At 68.1% G+C, this 19,156-nt stretch carries 20 protein-coding genes and 1 pseudogene; 6 read left to right on the forward strand and 15 right to left on the reverse strand.

Annotation, left to right across the window (positions count from 1 at the left end; all coding sequences use genetic code 11):
• Window positions 1–187 (reverse strand): annotated as a pseudogene (locus tag H7J89_RS23440) (cutinase family protein); the annotation flags it as partial.
• A gap of 613 nt (window positions 188–800) precedes the next feature.
• Between H7J89_RS23440 and H7J89_RS23445 the strand changes: the two are divergent.
• Entirely contained in the window at window positions 801–2,288 is a 1,488-nt protein-coding gene (locus H7J89_RS23445; protein ID WP_264047179.1) for a flavin-containing monooxygenase, read from the forward strand.
• Between the two features lie 190 nt (window positions 2,289–2,478).
• On the opposite strand, the gene H7J89_RS23450 is transcribed toward H7J89_RS23445, so the two are convergent.
• The 7 genes from H7J89_RS23450 to H7J89_RS23480 all read right to left on the reverse strand — a co-directional run bounded on the left by H7J89_RS23450 (window position 2,479) and on the right by H7J89_RS23480 (window position 7,800).
• Window positions 2,479–3,063 carry a fasciclin domain-containing protein gene (locus H7J89_RS23450; RefSeq protein WP_372513830.1) on the reverse strand — a complete coding sequence of 195 codons (585 nt, stop codon included), beginning with the start codon at window positions 3,061–3,063 and terminating at the stop codon, window positions 2,479–2,481.
• 84 nt (window positions 3,064–3,147) lie between these two features.
• Window positions 3,148–4,899 carry a cytochrome c biogenesis protein CcdA gene (locus tag H7J89_RS23455; protein WP_264047180.1) on the reverse strand — a complete coding sequence of 584 codons (1,752 nt, stop codon included), beginning with the start codon at window positions 4,897–4,899 and terminating at the stop codon, window positions 3,148–3,150.
• 98 nt (window positions 4,900–4,997) lie between these two features.
• Window positions 4,998–5,555, reverse strand: a complete 558-nt coding sequence (locus H7J89_RS23460; RefSeq protein WP_372513832.1) for a fasciclin domain-containing protein — start codon at window positions 5,553–5,555, stop codon at window positions 4,998–5,000.
• 216 nt (window positions 5,556–5,771) lie between these two features.
• Window positions 5,772–6,470 (reverse strand): anti-sigma factor, encoded by a 699-nt coding sequence (locus H7J89_RS23465; RefSeq protein WP_264047182.1) that lies wholly within the window; start codon window positions 6,468–6,470, stop codon window positions 5,772–5,774.
• Window positions 6,467–7,030 carry a sigma-70 family RNA polymerase sigma factor gene (locus H7J89_RS23470; protein ID WP_264047183.1) on the reverse strand — a complete coding sequence of 188 codons (564 nt, stop codon included), beginning with the start codon at window positions 7,028–7,030 and terminating at the stop codon, window positions 6,467–6,469. Before H7J89_RS23470 ends, H7J89_RS23465 begins: the two co-directional genes overlap by 4 nt.
• A 96-nt stretch (window positions 7,031–7,126) precedes the next feature.
• Window positions 7,127–7,447 carry a DUF202 domain-containing protein gene (locus H7J89_RS23475; RefSeq protein WP_264047184.1) on the reverse strand — a complete coding sequence of 107 codons (321 nt, stop codon included), beginning with the start codon at window positions 7,445–7,447 and terminating at the stop codon, window positions 7,127–7,129.
• Window positions 7,444–7,800, reverse strand: coding sequence for a YidH family protein (locus H7J89_RS23480; protein ID WP_264047185.1), 357 nt, complete (start codon window positions 7,798–7,800; stop codon window positions 7,444–7,446). The genes H7J89_RS23475 and H7J89_RS23480 overlap by 4 nt, the downstream gene beginning before the upstream one ends.
• Before the next feature lie 35 nt (window positions 7,801–7,835).
• On the opposite strand from H7J89_RS23480, the gene H7J89_RS23485 reads away from it, so the two are divergent.
• Window positions 7,836–8,534 carry a haloacid dehalogenase type II gene (locus H7J89_RS23485; RefSeq protein WP_264047187.1) on the forward strand — a complete coding sequence of 233 codons (699 nt, stop codon included), beginning with the start codon at window positions 7,836–7,838 and terminating at the stop codon, window positions 8,532–8,534.
• Here H7J89_RS23485 and H7J89_RS23490 read toward each other — a convergent pair whose 3' ends face one another.
• The 4 genes from H7J89_RS23490 to H7J89_RS23505 form a co-directional block, all read right to left on the reverse strand.
• Window positions 8,535–8,939: a hypothetical protein gene (locus H7J89_RS23490; RefSeq protein ID WP_372513833.1), complete on the reverse strand. Its 405-nt coding sequence runs from the start codon at window positions 8,937–8,939 to the stop codon at window positions 8,535–8,537.
• Window positions 8,940–8,991: 52 nt separating this feature from the next.
• The gene (locus tag H7J89_RS23495; RefSeq protein WP_264047191.1) at window positions 8,992–9,531 is read right to left on the reverse strand and encodes an ester cyclase; all 540 of its coding nucleotides are present in this window, start codon (window positions 9,529–9,531) and stop codon (window positions 8,992–8,994) included.
• Window positions 9,532–9,631: 100 nt separating this feature from the next.
• Window positions 9,632–10,930, reverse strand: coding sequence for a cytochrome P450 (locus H7J89_RS23500; protein ID WP_264047193.1), 1,299 nt, complete (start codon window positions 10,928–10,930; stop codon window positions 9,632–9,634).
• 21 nt (window positions 10,931–10,951) lie between these two features.
• Window positions 10,952–11,293 carry an MmpS family transport accessory protein gene (locus H7J89_RS23505; protein WP_264047194.1) on the reverse strand — a complete coding sequence of 114 codons (342 nt, stop codon included), beginning with the start codon at window positions 11,291–11,293 and terminating at the stop codon, window positions 10,952–10,954.
• A 98-nt stretch (window positions 11,294–11,391) separates the two neighbouring features.
• Between H7J89_RS23505 and H7J89_RS23510 the strand changes: the two genes are divergently transcribed.
• The gene (locus H7J89_RS23510; RefSeq protein ID WP_264047196.1) at window positions 11,392–12,477 is read left to right on the forward strand and encodes an NAD(P)H-dependent amine dehydrogenase family protein; all 1,086 of its coding nucleotides are present in this window, start codon (window positions 11,392–11,394) and stop codon (window positions 12,475–12,477) included.
• A gap of 106 nt (window positions 12,478–12,583) precedes the next feature.
• Window positions 12,584–14,371 carry an Hsp70 family protein gene (locus H7J89_RS23515; protein ID WP_264047198.1) on the forward strand — a complete coding sequence of 596 codons (1,788 nt, stop codon included), beginning with the start codon at window positions 12,584–12,586 and terminating at the stop codon, window positions 14,369–14,371.
• Window position 14,372: 1 nt separating this feature from the next.
• On the opposite strand, the gene H7J89_RS23520 is transcribed toward H7J89_RS23515, so the two are convergent.
• The 3 genes from H7J89_RS23520 to H7J89_RS23530 all read right to left on the reverse strand — a co-directional run bounded on the left by H7J89_RS23520 (window position 14,373) and on the right by H7J89_RS23530 (window position 16,933).
• Entirely contained in the window at window positions 14,373–14,792 is a 420-nt protein-coding gene (locus H7J89_RS23520; RefSeq protein WP_264047200.1) for a hypothetical protein, read from the reverse strand.
• A gap of 73 nt (window positions 14,793–14,865) precedes the next feature.
• Window positions 14,866–15,960, reverse strand: coding sequence for a class I SAM-dependent methyltransferase (locus tag H7J89_RS23525; protein WP_264047201.1), 1,095 nt, complete (start codon window positions 15,958–15,960; stop codon window positions 14,866–14,868).
• 16 nt (window positions 15,961–15,976) lie between these two features.
• The gene (locus H7J89_RS23530; RefSeq protein WP_264047203.1) at window positions 15,977–16,933 is read right to left on the reverse strand and encodes an SDR family oxidoreductase; all 957 of its coding nucleotides are present in this window, start codon (window positions 16,931–16,933) and stop codon (window positions 15,977–15,979) included.
• A gap of 39 nt (window positions 16,934–16,972) precedes the next feature.
• Here H7J89_RS23530 and lnt point away from each other — a divergent pair, with 39 nt between their 5' ends.
• Window positions 16,973–18,451, forward strand: coding sequence for an apolipoprotein N-acyltransferase (gene lnt, locus H7J89_RS23535; RefSeq protein WP_264047205.1), 1,479 nt, complete (start codon window positions 16,973–16,975; stop codon window positions 18,449–18,451).
• Complete coding sequence (locus H7J89_RS23540; protein WP_264047208.1) at window positions 18,448–19,020, forward strand: SHOCT domain-containing protein; 573 nt, start codon at window positions 18,448–18,450, stop codon at window positions 19,018–19,020. The genes lnt and H7J89_RS23540 overlap by 4 nt, the downstream gene beginning before the upstream one ends.
• Window positions 19,021–19,156: the final 136 nt, after the last annotated feature.

Here is a 19,156-nt window from a genome sequence, read left to right on the forward strand (position 1 = left end):
TGGGTCCGACGCCGGGGGCTTCACCGGTGCCGCGGGCGAACACCACTTGGACGTCCGGACATTGGGCGGCGGCGGTGGGCAGGACGGAACCGGCCAGGGCCGAGGCACCGAGGCCGGACGCCGCAACCACCGCGGGAGCAAGGGAACGGATGAAGTGGCGTGCGATCATGCCGCTACTGATGCCCATACGAGTGCCTCCCCAACTGTCATTAGGTCAAAGACCCGCCATCGTTCCTGTATAGCGCGGCGCGTCGACAAGCGTCGGACGGGGGCCGCGTGTCGATGCACCGAAATGGCATCCATCCGAACGGCGGAGAGCCACAAAACGAAAAGCCCTGAGCCGTCGTCTGGTGCCGGTTACCAAGGGTAGCCGGACCTGATTTGAAACGTCGGAGACACGGAAGGGTAGCGACTCGGCCACGGGTGAAACAGGCGTGACTTTCGACCTCATCGACCGCGGCCGGTCCCGCCGCCCGGTAGTAACCGGCTCTGGGACAGCAGCTTTCGCGTGAAAGCGGTCGTTAGCTCCGTTCCGGTCGACGCCACGGCCGGTGCGCGCGGACGCCCATCCTGGCAGCGGTCGTCGTGCACGTCAGCGGCGGTTGACCGGATAAGTGCGCCGGTGCCGCGGGCCGACGCCGAAGCAACGGGTCGTTTGCTGAGTTCGCGCAATGGTGTCAGTAGGGTCACAGGCCGCCCGACACGGAGTGCGTCTTGCACACAGGTTTATTAGAATTCCGTAAGGTTAGTGAGAGTTCTTGTGTGAGTAAGTACGTAGCGAGTAACCACGGAGCAGGGTTGTGGACACGAACCGTTTCGACGCCGTCATCGTGGGCGCGGGCTTCGGCGGCATCGGTGCCGCGATCCAGCTCAAGCGCCTGGGCTATGACAACTTCGTCATCCTCGACCGAGAGGATGACCTCGGGGGCACCTGGCATGTCAACCATTACCCGGGCATCGCCGTCGACATCCCCTCGACCACGTACTCGTACTGGTTCGAGCCCAAGCCGGATTGGTCGCGGCTGTTCGCGCCGGGCCGCGAGGTCAAGCAGTACGCCGCGGACGTCGCCGACAAGTACGACGTGCGCCGCCACATGCGGTTCAACTCGACGGTCGAAGGCGCCCAGTGGGACGAGGACGCCGAAGTGTGGCGGGTGGCGCTGGCCGGCGGCGAGACGTTGGCGACCCGCTTCCTGATCACCGCGACGGGTTTCCTGTCGCAGCCGCGCATGCCGGACATCCCGGGGATCGCGAGCTTCGAGGGCAAGGTCGTGCACACCACCGCGTGGGACCACGACTACGGCTACCGGGGCCGCCGCATCGCGGTCATCGGGACCGGTGCGTCCGCGGTGCAGGTCATCCCGGAGCTGGCCGACCAGGCCGCGGAGCTCACCGTCTACCAACGCACCGCGACCCACGTGCTGCCCAAGTTCGACTTCGAGTTCCCCCCGGCAGTGCGAAGCCTGTTCGCGCGGGTGCCTGCGGCGCAGCGGGCGCTGCGGTGGGTGACCGACGTCCTGCTCGAGATCATCATGGTCGTCGGCGCACTGCACTTCAAGGAGTCCCACGGCCGGGGGAACATCTCCGCAGCCGACCTGGCCAAGATCAACCGATTCCGGTGGATCCGGGACAAGGAACTGCGCCTCAGGCTGACGCCGGACTACGACCTCGGCTGCAAGCGGCCGACCTTTTCCAACGAGTTCTACCGCGCGTTCAACAAGCCGCACGTGCACCTGGAGACCAACTCGATCGCGCGGATCGAGGCCGACGGCATCGTCACCGTCGACGGGCGTAAGACCGTCATCGACACCCTGGTGTTGGCGACCGGATTTGACCTGTGGGAGGCCAACTTCCCGGCCATCGAGGTGGTCGGCCGCAAGGGCCGCAACCTCGGAAAGTGGTGGCGGGAGACCAGGTTCCAGGCCTATCAGGGCGTCACCATGCCGTACTTCCCCAACTACCTGAGCCTGGCCAGCCCATTCGCCTTCTCCGGATTGTCCTTCTTCCACACCATCGAATACCAGATGCGGCACATGGACCGCCTGCTCGGCGAGGTCAAGCGCCGCGGTGCGGCCACCTTCGAGGTGACCGAAGAGGCGATGGACCAGTTCATGGAGCGGATGACCAAGCGGCTGGACAGCTCGGTGTTCTACTCCGGCAACTGCGCGACGTCGCGCTCGTACTACTTCAGTCCCGGCGGTGAGGCATCATTGCTGCGGCCGACGTCGACCTTGAACTCGGTGCGGGAAGCCGCGACGTTCCCGCTCAGCGATTACGTGATCGCCTAGCGATAACGTGATCGCCTAGGGTCACAACTGCCACACTGGCCCCGGCCCAGGAAGCGATCGGCCGTTTGCCCACCTCTGAGCGACAACGGCCGTGGTCGCCGAATTGTCGCTCAGAGGCGGGCAAAGAGGGCATCGCCGCTTCCAGCGACGGGTGTGGCGAATGTGACTGACGGGCTAGGCATTACGCTCGCTACGCCGGCGGCATCAGCACCGTGTCGATCATGTACACCGTCGCGTTGGCGGTGGGCACGCCACCACAGACCAGACCCGCGTTGTTGACCTTGAGGCCGTTGCCCTGTCCGGTGACGGTCACGTTCGCGCCCTGAACGGTCTGGTGAGGGCCGGCGACCCTGGCCGGACTCAGCTGGCCCGGCACCACGTGATAGGTCAGGATGCTGGTCAGCAACCTGGAATCCGTCTTCAGCTCGTCGATCGTCTGCGCCGGCAGCTTGCCGAATGCCGCGTCGGTCGGCGCGAACACCGTGTACTGGCCGTTGTTCAGCGTGTCAACCAGATTGACATTCGGGTTCAGCTTGCCCGACAGCGCCGAGGTCAGGGTGCTCAGCGCCGGGTTGTTGGACGCCGCTACCGTCACCGGAACCTGCGACATTCCCTCCACCGATGCCGGGCCGCTGGGGTTGGCCGCCGCGTAATCGGAGCAGCCGGGGCCCACCAGGTCGGCCGCCGCCGCCGTCGGAGCGGTCACCACACCCAGACCCAGCATCGCCGCTACCGCGAGACCTTTCGCCGCCACCGACGTCCTGTGTGCTTTCATCGCCTTTGACTCCTTTGGTTGGTCGGACATTTGATGAGTGATTCGGAGCCCGGACACCTCCGGATTGGTGCGGGGTTGGAAGTTTCAGCCGTACGTGAGCGAATACACCTGCAGCCCTTGGTCGGGGCGAACCTCGAGCGTCCCCGATTGCAGCTGCTCGCCGGAGACGATCTGGTGCGACGTCGGCGGCCCGCCGATCGGAATCGCGACGGATCGTCCGTCGCGGGTGACGGTGAGGGACCCCGCGCCGCCGACGACGATGTAGACGTTCTTGGCGTGGTAATTCAACTTGATGCTGGACTGGTTGCCGGCGGCGGTGGCGCCTTGGTAGTCCAGCGACCACGGACCTTTCAGGGCGAAGCTATCGGCGGCCAGCGTGGGCGGATAGTCGAAAGTGGTTGTGCCTTCGTCGTATACGCCGCCGCCGCCATAGTTGACGACCTTGCCGACGCTGAAGTAGGTCTCGGGCGTGGTCTGGTCCGGCGGGGTCGAGCCGCTCGCATCCGAGGGGGGCGGCAACTTGAGGCCGGGATGCCCCGTCACGAGCAGCTGCCGGATCAGATCCTCGGTGACGTTGTAGTCGCCCTCGCCGAATTTGAGGTGGCGCACCTGGCCGGTGGTGTCGATCAAATACTCCGCCGGCCAGTACCGGTTGCGGTAGTTCGTCCACGTGGAGTAGCCGTTGTCCAAGGCGATCGGGTACGTGACGCTCAGGTCGGCGGCCCCCTTGGCGACGTTGCCGGGCACCTGTTCGAATGCGTACTCCGGGGTGTGGACACCGATGACCTCGAAACCGTCGCCGTGGTAGGCGTTGTACCAGTCGACAACGTGCTGGATGGCGCGTTGGCAGTTGATGCAGGAGTACGCCCAAAAATCGATCAGCACGACCTTGCCGCGCAGGGACGCGAGTGGGATCGGTTGGTTGCCGGGTGTGTTCAACCACCCGGCGATGCCTTTGAGATCGGGTGCCGGGCCGCAGCTTTCGAGCTCCCGACCGCCGTCGCTGCAGTTGGACAGCTGGGCGTTCTGGTCGTTGACGATGCCGCCGAGGTTGAGCTTCTCTTGGACCCCGCGGTCCGTGGCCAACTTTTGCTGCAGCCCGCTGGTGTAGTCGGGGACAGCCCGTTGCAGAACCGCGGGAGCATTGAACACCAGTCCCACCGCGAGCACGATCATCACGATCCCGGCCGCGACGCGGATCTGCCGCCGCCGCCGCCGAAACGCTCCCACCCGCTGCGCCACCCGATGGCCCGCCAACGCGAAGACCAACAACGGCAGCGCCGCGCCCAGCGCGAAGGTGCTAGTCAGCACCACGGTGCGCAGGCCGAGGGGAGCCGTGGCGCCGGCCACCACGATCGCGGCGAGAATGGGCCCGGCGCACGGGACATACAACACGCCGAGCGCCAGACCCAGGCCGAACCCGCCGCCACCAAACCCCAACTGCTTCTGCGGGATACGGGCAAACGGACGCTCCAGCAATTGCTCGACCCGCGGGAAGATCAGGCCGAGACCGATGGCAACCAACGCGACCAGGGCGACCCAGCGGATAGCGTCCTGCGGCAGGTGCACCAGCGACAGCAGTGTCGATCCCGCCAGCGTGACCGCCGTGAAGCTGAGCACCAGGCCGCCGATGACGAGGTAGGGTCGCGCACTGCGCGACGTGCGCTCCGGCCTGACCGCGATGTCCACGCCTGCGCCGGAAACCGGTTGCGGGGCAAGGTTATCGGCGCGACCCTGCGCGCCGGCGAAGAAGATCACCGGCAGTACCGGCAGGATGCACGGCGATACGCCGGTGATGAGACCTCCGACGAAGCCGATCAGCGCAATGGTGAGCATGAGAGTCATTCGCTGCCAGGGGCGCCGCGGATTGCTTCCGCCGCAAAGAAAAACAGCCCGGCCGAAGCCGAGCTGTTCATCCCTGATTCGCGGGCGAGCTACTGGCCCGGCGGCATCAGCACCGTGTCGATCATGTACACGGTCGCGTTGGCGGTGTGCACCCCGCCGCACACCAACCCGGCGTTGTTGACCTTCAGGTCGTTGCCCTGACCTGTCACGGTCAGCTTGGCGCCCTGCAGGGTCGTGTGGTCACCGTCGACCTTCATCGGGCTTGCCTGACCCTGCACCACGTGATAGGTCAAGATGCTCTTGAGCAGCTGCGAGTCCGTCTTGAGCTTGTCGATGGTGGCCGCCGGCAGCTTGTCGAACGCGGCGTTGGTCGGCGCGAAAACCGTGTACTGGCCGTTGTTCAACGTATCGACCAGGTTGACGTTCGGGTTCAGCTTGCCCGACAGCGCCGACGTCAGCGTACTCAGCATGGGATTGTTGGACGCCGCCGTGGCGACCGGGTCCTGAGCCATCCCGGCGACCGATCCGGGGCCGCTGGGGTTCTGCTTGGCGTAGTCGCCGCAGCCCGCGCCGATGAGGTCGGCCGCCGGATCGGCCGCGGCCGACGTCGTCGCCGGAGCCGCCATGCTGCTGGTGACCGTGGCCATGCTGCTGGTCATCGGTTCAGACGCCGATTTGTTGTTCGAACACGCCGAAAAGCCAACTACCGCAATCGTCGCGAGCCCTGCCGCGGCGATTGTCCTGCCCCGAACGCTGATCATCGCGTTTCTACTCCTTCTCCATAAGCGGCTCCTAGCGCCGCCTTTCGACCGGACAGGAGTGATTCGGAGACGACGAGGCCGCGGACGGGTCAGAGTTGAGAGTCAGCCGAGCGGCAACGCGGCCAGTATCGTTCCGGTCGGCTTTGGCGACCCGGTACCGGGTTCGACGGTGAACGCCAGGGTGGTGGACGATCCGAGGTTGGTGAGCGTCGCTGTGGTCGACGGCGCCACCGCCGCGGTGCCCATCGTCCCGGCCGACGTCGGGCCCTTGTCGCTCAGCAACCACATCTGGTAGACGGTCCCGGGCTTCGGGGGCGGGACGTTGTTCATCACCAGCACACCGGCGTTGCGGTCGTGGGAAAAGACAACGGTGGCAGTGCCGTTGCCGAGCGGGCCGGAGACGGTGCGCACGTCCGGGGCCGCAAAAACCTGCTCGGCGATGGTCGACGGCGGGTGCGGGCGCATCAGGATCCCGACGCCAAATGCGGCGGCACCGACCACCACCGCTGCCGCCGCGGACGCCAAAACTGCGGTGCGCCAACCGTATTTGCGCTCGTCGCGGGCGGGTATCGCCGCCAGCGTCGCGGCCCGCAGGTGCGCCGGCGGTTCGACGGCCGTCGTCGCCGAGACGACCGCCATCGTCTCGCGGATGGCACGGACCTCATCGTCGAAGGCCGTCGCCACCGACCGTGGCGCGGCCGCCACCCGCCGCTCGATTTCGGCGCGTTCCTCATCCGACACGGCATCCAACGCGTATGGCGTTGCGAGCTCGAGCAATTCGAATTCGTTCGGTTCGGTCATGGCACTTCCAGGCAGTTACGCAAGGCGCGCAGCGCGTCGCGCATGCGTGACTTGATCGTCGACAGATTCGCGGCCAGCCGGTCCGACACCTGGCTGTAGGTGAGCCCGTCGTAATAAGCCAACTGAATACACTCCCGCTGCGTGTCGGTCAACGCGCCCAGGCATTCGACGACGCGGCGGCGCTCGTCGCCGGCGATCGCCGAATCGGCGACGACGTCACTGGCCGGGTCGGCGCTGGCCGCGGCGTAGCGCGTATCCCGCCTGCCGGAGGCCTCCTCGGTCCGCACCCGGTCGACCGCCCGTCGGTGCGCGATGGTCAGCAGCCACGACAGAGCCGAGCCTCTGCTGGCGTCGTAGCCCGGCGCCGTCCGCCAGACCTCGCAGTAGACCTCCTGCGTGGTCTCTTCGCTGTAGCCCGGATCGCGCAGGACCCGCATGACCATTCCGTACACCCGACTCTTAGTGAGGTCGTAAACCGCGGCGAACGCGTCGCGGTCCCCGCGCGCGACCTTGTGCAGCAGCGCGTCCAGGTCCTTGCTGAGCGTGGGCGGTCCCGTCATCGATCGGTAGCCTAGCGCCAGGCAGCTGTCCACTCCCGTAATTCGTAGCCCAAGACCGCGCGGACGCTTCGGTCCGCTGTGAGGGCGATCATCCGGCTAGATGAGTTGCGCGAGCGCGGTGACGACGATGAGGGCCAGCACGGCCGTTCCGATGACGTGCACCTGGCGCCGGGGGGTGAGCCGCTTCGGCAGGGGCTGCCGCTGCAGCGTTCGTTGCCGGCGCACGGCGATCACGAAGGTCGTGAGGGCCACGGCGCCGGCCAAAGCGGCGGGGATGAACGCCGTTGGCCCGACCGAACCGTGCAGGTTCTTGATCATCAGCAGGGCGCCGTTCGCCAGAAACGCGAAGGACGTCCGCGTCCAGGCCAGCGTCGTCCGTTCCGCCTGGCTGCCACGATCGGCCGTCGAGCCGGTCAACCCATGACCGCCTTGACGATCACCAACGCGAGCGCGATGAGCCCCACCACGGTCAGACCCACGGCGAGGTAGGTCGGTGAGGGATGCCGGGGCAACGGGGCGCCGCGGCGCATGGCGCGATCAGCCTGCTGCCAGCGCAGCAGCCCCATCCCGCTGGTGAGGATGGCCAGCAGCGCAAGGCCGACGCCGAGCACGCGGCGCGCGCCGGGTACCCCCAGCTCCGGGACCAGCTGGACGACGGCGACGGCCGCGGCGAGCAGGCCCAGCGCGGTGCGCTGCCAGGCCAGGAACGTCCGCTCGTTGGCGAAGGTGAGCCGGTAGTCGGGCTCGTGCTCGTCGGCGGAGTCGGCCACCAGGACATCGTAGATTCATCGGCGCCCGAGGTTGCATGATTGCGCGTGTGGTGAAGGCGCTGCTGTTCGACGTGCAAGGCACGGCGACGGACTTTCATTCGGCCGTCTGCGACGAGGCGCGGCGGATCAGCGCGGGCCGCCACCCCGACGTCGACTGGTCCGACGTGGTACGGCGTTGGCGCGCAGGCTACTTCACCGCGCTCGAGGACGCGCAGGCTCGGCAGACCGGATGGGTGTCGGTGCACTCGGTGTACCGGCGGGCGCTGGACGATTGCGGCGTCCCGTTTTCGGACGCCGAACGCGACGAACTCACCCTGGCCTGGCGGCGGCTGAAGCCCTGGCCGGACGTGATCCCGGGGCTGACCCGGCTGCGCACCGCCTACACGCTGGCCACCCTGTCCAACGCCGACGTGTCGACGGTCATCGAGATCTCCAAGCGTGCGGGCCTGCCCTGGGATGCGGTGTTCGCCGCGGAGATGGCCGGGGTATTCAAGCCCGACCCGGCGATCTACCGGATGGCCGCCACCTACCTCGGCCTGAGCCCCGACGAGATCATGATGGTCGCCAGCCACAAGTACGACATCCGGTCCGCGGCCCGGCTGGGGTTCCGGACCGCCTTCGTCGCGCGGCCGCTGGAGTTCGGCGTCGACGGCGAGGCCGACGTCGCCTATTCCGACGAGTTCGACATCAACGCGTCCGACTTCCTTGACCTCGCACGGCAACTCGGCTGCTGATCAGCGGCGCGCGGACCGGGTCAGCGGCTGCCCGTTGGCCGACTGCAGCAGGCAGATGACGGTGCTGGGCGTGGGATTGGCCCCGGTGCGATCCTGATTCGAGTCGATCAGGTAGGTGATCGAAAACGGGCTGCCGTCAACGGGTCTCCCGGTATACGGAGCGAACCCGTCGGTGCAGTCTTTGTTGGCGACGATGGCGACGGCTTTGTCCACCGCCATCGGGGCGCGCAGATACACCTCGGCCGAATGTGCTGTGGCACAGTCGACGACGGTGACCGTCACGCGGCTCAGATCGATCGGCGGCAGGTCGGCCACGCACTCGCCGGTCTGCAGGTCGATCCACTTCTCGGTGTGCGAGCCCGGCGGCGACGGCGCGGCGGTGGCCGTCGCGCACAAACCCAACATCGCCACGGCGGTCAGGCCACAGACCGGGTAAAGGGCCCGCATGCAGTGCAGTTTAGGCACTCAGCAGCGCGGGGTCGGGCTTTTCCGAGGACATCGAGAGGAATCCGCGCGCGCAGCGCGCGGCCAGCAGCCAGTTCGCCGGCTTCTTCATGTCCAGCCCGCCCAGCAGCTGCTTGATCATGGTCAGCGTGTCGAAGTAAATCCGTTCGCAGACAAGCGTTTCGGTGTGGTCGAAAACGAAGTAGGCGGTCATACGGACGCGGAACCGGCTGCCGGTGGGCGGGACCTTGCCCAGGTAACCGAGATGGGTGCCCATCAACCAGAACTCGACGATCACCGCGTCGGCGCTGTGCCGCAGCGCGATGATCTCGTGGTCCTGGTCGGGAAACGCGGTCCGCGTGTAGGCGTAGTAGTCGCGCACCGCGGTGTCGCCGTCGTGCACGATCATCTGCGGGATCAGCTCGTAGCGCGGATGCGGGAAGGTCGACAACACGTCGTCCCACGCCTGGCGGACCTCGTCGTGAAAATGGTCGAGCACGAGCTTCTCGCGGGCGGCCAGCACCTCCGCGGGCGGGAACGCGGGAATCGTCATGGTGGTAACGATAACCCCGGCGAGCAGACGCAAACTCCCACAAAAGTGGGCGGTCCAGTGCGAGTTTGTGTCTGCTCGCGGAACGACGGGGAGGCGCGCGTTAACCGCGCGGCGGGGTCCAGGCGACCGGCAGGGCCTTGATGCCGTGGATGAATTGCGACAGCAGGCGCGCGGGTTCGTCGATCGCGACGATGTCGGGAATCTCGCGGCGCAACTCGTCGAATATCACCCGGATCTCGCGGCGGGCGAGGTTGGCGCCCAGGCAGAAATGCGCACCGCCGCCGCCGAAGCCGAAATGCGGATTGGGCGTGCGCGCCACGTCGAACAGCCAGGGGTTGGCGAACGTCGACTCGTCGCGGTTGGCCGAGTTGTACCACAGCACGGCCTTGTCGCCCTCCGCCAGCTTGGTGCCGCTCAGCTTGAAGTCGCGGGTCAGGGTCCGCCGCATGTAGACCACCGGCGAGGCCCACCGCACGATCTCCTCGACCGCGGTGGGTGCCAGTCGGTCGAAGTCGGCCCACCACTTGTCGCGCTCGTCGGGGTAGCGCGACAGCGCCAACACGCCATGGCTGATCGCGTTGCGCGTCGTCTCGTTGCCGGCCACCACCAGCAGGATGAAGAACGACGCGATCTCCGCCGACGACAGCCGTTCGCCGTCCACCTCGGCTTCGACCAGGCTGGTGGTCAGGTCGTCGTGGTGGTTGACGCGGCGATCCTCGGCGAGCGCGGTGGCGTACGCCCCGATGTCCATCGAGATCTTGAGGAATTCGTCGAAGTCGGTCGTCAGGTCGGGGTCGCCGAACCCGAGAATCACGTTGGTCCAGTGGAAGATTCGCTGATGGTCTTCCTCGGGAATCCCCATCATGTCGCAGATGATCTGCAGGGGCAGCGGCCCGGCGAGCTCGGTGACCAGATCGGCTTCCCCGTTGGGGTGATTGGTGATCAGCGACGAGACCAGCCGGCGGGCCCGCTCGCGCACCGACGCCTCGATGCGGGCCACCACCTTCGGGGTGAACGCCCGGCTGACGATCGACCGCAGCCGCTGGTGCCGCGGATCGTCGAGCACGATCATCGAGCCGAAGTATTCGGCGATCTCCGGCGCGTTGTCGTTGACCGTGATGTTCGGGGTGCTGCTGAAGATCTCCGGATGACGGCTGGCGAAGTGAACGTCGTCGTGTTTGGTGAGCGACCAATAGCCCTCGCCCGCCTCGAATCCCTCCATCTCGATCGCGGGCCAGAACGACAGCGGGGCCTCGCGGCGCAGGGTCGCGAAGGCGCCGTCGCGGAAGTCGTCGTCGAGACCCCAGAAGTCCAGCGAGTCGAGGTGAATGTCGGAGAGGGGCACCTCGGGCGGCGGCGCCCCGTTCGTTCGCGTCGCGATACCCGTCTTGAGACTCACCGAGGACCTCCGTTGATGGGGTTAATGGGTGCAGACCGTTCGGCCGCCGGCCGATTGCGCATCGGCGACCACGTTGCCGTCGAGCAGGATGCGGCAGCGGATGGGGCCCACCCCCTGCGCGCTCACCACGAACACCTGGCCCCCGAACGAAGTGAATTCGGTCGACCAGGGCAGCGGCGCGTTGACCTGGTGCAGTTGGCCGGCGTCCGTTTGATACACGAGGTACTGCGCGACGCCGGCACCGGTCACCTCGTAACGGGCGTGGGGCATCTCGGGGATCGCGTGGGCCACGCCGGGGAGCGTCCCGGCGCAACCGACGCCCACGGCGAACAGGATCGAAAGCCCGCGCACATGCTTCGTCATGATTTGCATCGTGTCACCACGCGCGGTGCTACGGAAGCTTTCCGCCCTAACGAAAGCCGTTCTAGTGTGAGTCCCACGGGGGCGAACGAAAGGTGAGTATGTCGGAACACGGCTCAAAGCGTGTGGTGGTCTGGGGCACCGGCTTCGTCGGCAAGATGGTGATCGCCGAAATCGTCAAGCATCCGCTGTTCGAGTTGGTGGGGGTCGGCGTCAGCAACCCCGACAAGGTCGGGCGCGACGTCGGCGACATCTGCGGGCTGCCCGAGCCGACGGGCATCATCGCCACCGACGACATCGACGCCCTGATCGCGCTGAAGCCCGACGCGCTGGTGCACTACGGCCCGACCGCGATGCACGCCAAGGAGAACATCGCGCTGATCACTCGCTTCCTGCGCGCGGGCATCGACGTGTGCTCGACGGCGATGACCCCGTGGGTGTGGCCGACCATGCACCTCAACCCGCCGCAGTGGATCGCGCCCATCACCGAGGCGTGCGAGCTGGGGGAGTCGTCCTGCTTCACCACCGGCATCGACCCCGGATTCGCCAACGACCTGTTCCCCATGACGCTGATGGGCCTGTGCTCGGAGGTGCGCCGGGTGCGGGCGTCCGAACTGCTGGACTACACCAACTACGAGGGCGACTACGAAGTCGAGATGGGCATCGGCCGCGAGCCCGAATACAGCCCGTTGCTCGAGGACTCCAACATGCTGATCTTCGCGTGGGGCGCCACGGTCCCGATGATCGCCCACGCGGCCGGCATCATGCTCGACGAGATCACCACCACGTGGGACAAATGGGTGACGCCCACCGAGCGCAACACCGTCAAGGGCGTCATCAAACCCGGGCACGTGGCGGCCGTCCGGTTCACGATCAACGGAATCTATAAGGGCGAGACCAGGATTCAGCTCGAACACGTCAACCGGATCGGCCTTGACGCCGCCCCCGACTGGCCCTCCGGCCACGACAACGACGTCTACCGGGTGGAGATCGAGGGCACGCCGAGCGTCTTCCAGGAAACGGCGTTCCGGTTCACCGACGGCTCGGGCCGCGACGCGGCCACCGCCGGCTGCCTGGCGACCGGGATGCGGGCCCTCAACGCCGTGCCGGCCGTCAACGAGCTGCGGCCGGGCTGGGTCACGCCGCTTGACCTGCCCCTGATCGCCGGGGCGGGCAACATCCGGTGACCGGCGCACAGCGTGCACATAGGTGCCGCAGAGACTCGGTACAGGTTTCGGCGGGACACTAACGGCTAGCCTGGTTTGCGAGTTGCTGAAGTTGGGGTTGGGACATATGGCCAATGGAGCTGGGACCGCGCTGGGCCTGTCGATCGGCACCACCAACCTGGCGGCGGTCGCCGCCGAGAAGGCCATCACCCGCAAGCCCGTCCTGACGCTCTATCCGGAGCGCGCGCCGGAGGTCGGCATCCCCGCGGAGAACCCGCGGCTCAACCAGCCCGGCCTGGTGATCACCGGGTTCGTCAATCGCATCTCCGACCCCCGCGGCGTGGTGGCGGCCGACGGATCGGTACACCGCAGCGACGAATTGATCGCCGACGCCATGCGGGCGCTGGCCTACAGCGTGACCGGCGGACACACCCCGCCCGAGAGCGTCGCCGTCACCTATCCCGCCCACTGGCCGTCCCCGGTGGTCGACGCGGTTGGCACCGCGCTGAGTTCGGTGGCCGAATGGTCCAACCGGGCGCGGCCGCTGATGCTGATTCCCGACGCCGCGGCGACGCTGCTGGCCGTGCGAACCGCCCCCCGCCTACCGGCCCACGGGACGGTGGCGGTGTGCGACTTCGGCGGCAGCGGCACCAGCGTCACGTTCATGCGCGCCGACGGTGACTATCGGGCGCTGGCCCCGACCGTGCGGCTGCACGATTTCTCCGGCGACCTGATCGACCAGGCGCTGCTGAGCGCCGTCATCTCCAACATGCCGAGCACCGCCGCCTTCGACCCGGCGGGAACCGTGGCGATCGGTTCGTTGAGCCGGCTGCGCACCGCGTGCCGAAGCGCCAAGGAGGAGCTGTCGGCGAGCACGGCGGCCACGCTGAGCGACGGGCTGACCGGCGAAGTGCGCGTCACCCGCGACGAGCTTGACGAGGCGATCCGCACCCCGCTGGACAGGTTCGTGGCGGTGTTGGAAAACGCATTGGCGCGCAACGGGATTCAGGACCTGGTAGCCGTGGTGTCCGCCGGCGGCGGAGCGAACATCCCCGCGATCACCACCACGCTGTCGCAGTACTTCCGCGTCCCGGTCATCACCACGCCGCGCCCGCAGCTGACGGCGGCGACCGGCGCCGCGCTGCGGGCGGCGCACGGGCCCGGCGAGAGCGCCGCGACGGCGTCGGCCCCGGCCGCGCCCGCCACGGCGACCGCGCGGGCGGTCCCGGGCACCCGGCCGCCCGAGGCGACGGCGACGGCGCAGGCGGCGCCCGCCTGGCCGACGGCCGGCGCCGCACGCGTGCAGGCGTGGTCGCAGACCGGCAACCAACCGCAGGCGGCGACCGCCTCGCAGGCGGCGACTGCCGCCGCCGATGAACCCGCCGCCGTCGATGAACCCGCTGCCGATTCCGCGAGCGGAAAGCGCAAGCGCCGCCTGTTTCGCCTGCCGGTGATGGCGGCAATCGTCGGGGCGGCCGCGGGGCTGGCGCTCGTCGGGACCGCAGTCACGATCGGCCTGACCTCGGCGAACAAATCGGCGACGACCCCGGCGCCGGGCGCGACCAGCAGTCCGGTCCCCGCTCCGCCGGCCAACACCGCGACCGCTCAGGCGCCCCCGCCCAGCGAAGAGGCACCCGCGCCATCAACAACAACGACGACGGACACCAATCCGCCCGCCCAGACCGAGACGCCGTCGACCAGCGTCCCGTCAGCGAAACCGCAGCACGCGCCTCCGCTCGCGGCCGCGCCCCTGCGTCCGGCGATCCCGCAGGCACCGCCCGTCCCGGCGGTGCCCGGCCTGAACGAACCCATCCCGGGGCTGGACCGGATCAATCAACTCATTCAAGGGATCGGGGGCGACTTGGGCATCAGCGGCATCCCCCAATTGGGCCCTCAGCTGGGAACGACCCGATAGGTCAGTCCTTTTCGCCCTTGTTCTCCGCTTTCGCGGCCTCTTTGAGTTTCTCGTTCAGGGCCTTGTCCTTTTCGATCTGTTCCTTCAGGGCTTCCTCGTCGCGGCCCTCGTCCGCCTCGGCTTGGCCCCCGTCGGCCTTGGCTTGGTCACCGGATTCGGCGTTGTCGGGGACTTCGTGCCTGGGGTTGCCGTCGTCGTCCAGCCAGTCGTTGACCGCGGTGCCCGAGACGCTGCCGCCGGTGCCGGGCAGCACGATGGTCGCCTTTTCTTTGTAGGCCTCCATCATTTCGGCGGCCTTCTGCTTGTCGTCCTCGTCCGGCTCCGGCTTTTCCGTCAGCTTTTGGTCGGTGTCCTGATCGGTGTCTTGATCGGGTTCCTGATCGGTGTGCTGGTCGGCCGATTTGTCGTCCTGCACGCTCATGCATCTACCCCCTCGCAATCGCAGGTCGCGATTTGCAGGGGTTACCCGTTGCGGTGTTGTGTCGAAACTCTCATCAGCCGAATCGTTCACGCTTGACCAGCTCGACCAGCGCAAGAGGAATCCGCATCGGCTCGGGTGCGCTTGACAGTTGCGACGCGACCGCACCCTGAAGTTGGTCGACGAATTCGCCGGCCCGCGCGTCGCGCACCCCGTCGTCCAGCCCGCGCACCAGCGCGGGGAACAGCGCCGCACGGGCGAAGGCGGCCCACTGCGCGCCGAAGGACTCGGCGTCGCGGTCCGCCTGGAACCGAACCCAGAATCGATCCTCGGCGTTGAACATCTCGAGATGGTCGATGGTCAGGCTTTCGAAGCGTCCGCTGGGCGCGAACGGCGCGCGAAAGTCCTTCTCGCTGCGGGCGAATGTGGGAATGGTCATCCGGCGCAGCTCCTCCTGGCGCAGCAGGCCGTCGCGGACCTGCTCACGCAGCGCCGCGAGCATCGCGTCGAGCAGCGTCGGGAACCCCGATGTGCCGTCCTCGTCGAGGGCGATCGTCATCACCACCAGCCGCCCGTCGGGGGCCAGTTCGCGGCCGCGGAACGCCACGAAGTTGTGCCAGTCCAGGGCCGCCTGCTCGGCGTACGCCGCGCGCGCGGCGTCGTCGTGGCTGTAGGAGATGTGCAGGTGATCGTGGACCTCGGCGGGCGTCGTGCTCAGCCACTGCGCCGCCCACGACGACCAGCCCAGGTTGACCGTCTTGGACGGCACGATCTGGTCGTAGAACGAACGGCCGATCGACGACGCGAACGTCGCCGCGTCCAGGTGCAGGTAGCTCTCCGGGTCGTCGGACAGCGTGTGAAACAGAGCCGAGAAGTCGTTGTCGGGAATGTCGGTGTGCGCCACCAGGATTGCGTGGTCGTGCCGGGTGCGCCGACGCAGGATCGCGATCGCCGCCGCCATCGGCTTGAGCGAATTGTGCCCGTTGGCGGCGCCGTAGTCGGCGATGACGATGGGCTGCGGGGGCTTGGGCAGCGGCACCTGCTCGGCGGCCCGCTCGAACAACGCGATGGCCGGGCCCAACCCGGCGGCCTGCAGCCGCGACGACTGCGTGTAGACGGGCTCCGGCCGGACCACAATGCTCGATTCGGGCATCCGAGGCTCAGGCCGCATGTCCCAACGATAGTCGTCAGGTCGGCTTCGGGTAGCTCACGCCGGTGAGCTGCTCGGAGAGCTCCCAAAGTCGTTGGCAGTCAGCCTCGTTGCGGGCGCGCGCGGGCACTTTGGCCGGCCGCACTCCGCCGCCGGCCAGCTCTTGGAACCCTTTGGGCCCGTAGAACACGCCGCCCTGGGCGTGCGGCGCGGCGGCGGCGTACAGCGCCGGGAGGATGCCCTCGTCGATCTCCTGCCACAAAAACGGCGTGAAGCGCCACGACGCCTTGTACAGCCGCTCCATCAGGGCGGGTTTTTCGCGCCCGTGCGAGGGTCCGGCGATCTGCAGGTTGGTCTTGGTCAGGCCGGGGTGCGCGGCGTTGGACATGATGCCCCAGCCGGCCGCGCGGCTGCGCCTGTCCAGCTCGAGGGCGAACATCAGCACCGCCAGCTTCGACTGGCCGTAGGCCGACATGGCCGCGTAGGACTTCTCGAACTGCGGGTCGTCGAAGTGGATCTTGCCGCTTTGGCGGGCGGCAAGGCTGCTCAGCGAGACCACGCGCGCTTTGCCCGCCGCGCGCAGCAACGGCAGCACGTGTCCGGTCAGCGCGAAATGCCCGAGATGGTTGCTGCCGAACTGCAATTCGAAACCGTCGGCGGTGGTGTCGCGTTCCGGCGGCGTCATGACGCCGGCGTTGTTGATCAGGATGTCGATGGGGCGGCCCTCGGCGTTGAGTTGTTCACCCAGCGCGGCGACCGCGGCCAGCGACGACAGGTCCAGCGACTTGATGGTCAGCTTGGCGTCGGGGACCGTTTCGCGGATCTCCGCGATCGCCTTTTCCCCTTTGCCGCGGTTGCGGATCGCCATGACGACGTCGGCCCCGGCGGCCGCGAGCCGCCGGGCCAGGCCGAACCCCAGGCCGCTGTTGGCACCGGTGACGATTGCCAGCTTGCCCGACAGGTCGGGCACCGTGGCGACAAGATCGTTGGCCATGCGTATCGCTCCTTCGGATCGGGCGGCATTCTGGTCAGCATGCCGCGACGCATTCCCGGTTGGCTAGTGGCGTTGGTCGTCGGTGCGCTCCCGGCACTGGCGTTCCCCGCGCCGTCGTGGTGGTGGCTGGCCTGGTTTGGCCTGGTCCCGCTGCTGTTGGTGGTGCGCGTCGCGCCGACGCCGTGGGCCGCGGCCGTGCGGGCGTGGCTCGGCGTCGGCGGGTTCGTGCTGGCCACCCAGTACTGGCTGACGCCTCTCATTGGCCCGCTGCTTGTCGTGTTGGCCGCCGGCTTCGGTGCGCTCTGGTTGCCGTGGGGGTGGTTGGCGCATCGATTGTTGTCCGGGCCCGTCGCCCTGGGGCGAGCCCTCGCCGCGATGGTGGTGTTGCCCAGCGCGTGGGTGGCGGCCGAGGCCGTGCGGTCCTGGCCGGCGCTGGGTGGTCCGTGGGCCTCGCTGGGCGCGTCGCAATCCGCCCAGACCGTCACGCTGGCCTCGGCGTCGCTGGGCGGGGTCTGGCTGACGAGTTTTCTTGTGGTGGCGGTCAATACGGCTTTGGTGGGTGCGATCGCGCACGTGGGTGCATCGGGTCGCCTCGTCGCGCTGGGGTGCGCGGTGGCCTGCGCGGCGGTCGGCCCCGCCTGGTATCTCCTGGCGCCTTCGCCTGCCGGCGGCTCCACGGTGCGCGTGGCGCTGGTGCAACCCGGCGACATCGCCGACTCTGGCGCGCGCCAGGCCGCCAGCGAGGAGCTCACCGCTTCGCTCGCCGGGCATCGGCTTGACCTGGTGGTCTGGGGGGAGAGCAGCGTGGGAACCGATCTGGCCAGCCACCCCGAGGTTTTGGCCCGGCTCGCCGACCTGTCCCGGCGGGTGGGCGCCGACCTGCTGGTCAACGTCGACGCGCCCGCGCCCGGGGGCGGGATCTACAAGTCGGCGGTGCTCATCGGGCCGGGGGGATCGTTGGGCACGTACCGGAAGACCCGGCTGGTGCCGTTCGGCGAATACGTCCCGCTGCGACCGCTTTTCGGCTGGATCACCCGCCACAGCAGGGCCGCCGCCGAGGACCGGCAACGTGGGACCGGGCCCGTCGTGTTGCACGCCGGCGCTCTGGGGATCGGCCCGCTGGTCAGCTACGAGACCCTGTTCTCCGACCTAGCCCGCCGGGAGGCGCGACTCGGCGCGGAGCTGCTGGCGTATCAGAGCTCCACGTCGTCGTACCAGGGGACCTGGGCGCAGCCGCAGCTGGCTGCCCAGGTGGCGGTGCGCGCCGTCGAGGCGGGCCGCCCGGCCGTGCACGCCGGATTGTCCGGCGACAGCTCGGCCTTCGACGCGCGCGGCCACCGGCTGGCGTGGTGCCCGTCGGATTTCCGGGGCGTGACCGTGGTGAGCGTGCCGTTGGGATCGCGCGTCACGCCCTACCAGCGGCTGGGGGACTGGGTACCGATGCTGGCCTTCGTCGTCCTTTGCGTTGCGCTCGTACGCTGGCAGCGCCCGGCCCGCGGTGCCACACTGCTCGGATGAACAGCAGGCGGCTCGCCAAGATCTCGCTGGCCGCCGCCGTCACGCTGATGGTCGTGTCGGTGGCCGGCTTCATCGTCGCCCTGGTGCTCAACGCGTTCTTCCTGGACAAGTACAACGCCTACGGCGAGGTGGCCGTCCCCGGCTCCGGCAGCCTCTACCTGCCCGCCGGTGACGTCACCATCAGCCTGCACACCGTCGTCATCAGCAGTCCCGACCGCGGGCTGCCCGTGCCTCCGCTGGGAGTCACCCTCGCGCCGCCCGACGGCGTGGCGCAGCCCGTGGTGACCGAAAGTATCGGCAGCACAACGACGGTCAACAACGACGCGCACGTGCGGGTCTGGGTGGCTCGGATCGCGGCCGCCGGCACGTACAACATCACCACCGACGGGCAGGTCAACGGCTATATCAACCCGCGACTGGCCTTCGGGCACAAGAGTTCCGTGGACTTCCTGGTGTGGCTGTTCGTCGGGCTGTTCGTGGTGGGGCTGGTCGATTCGATCATGTCCGGTTTGTGGTTGGGCCGTACCCGGCGCCGCGCGGTGGTGGCCGCCAATCTGCCGCGGCTGTGACGCGCGCGTCCGGTTTCGGCCGATCGGCGACGCTCGAGTTTTGATATCACCCGCGATGTCCGAATCGGCGACCGCATAGTGGTCCCGAACGGGTGCTGGTGTGACGGCTGTGGCCGCACGGCGCGGCGTGGGCCTC

The organism is Mycobacterium paraffinicum (assembly GCF_025822865.1).
GTDB classification, from domain to species: domain Bacteria; phylum Actinomycetota; class Actinomycetes; order Mycobacteriales; family Mycobacteriaceae; genus Mycobacterium; species Mycobacterium paraffinicum.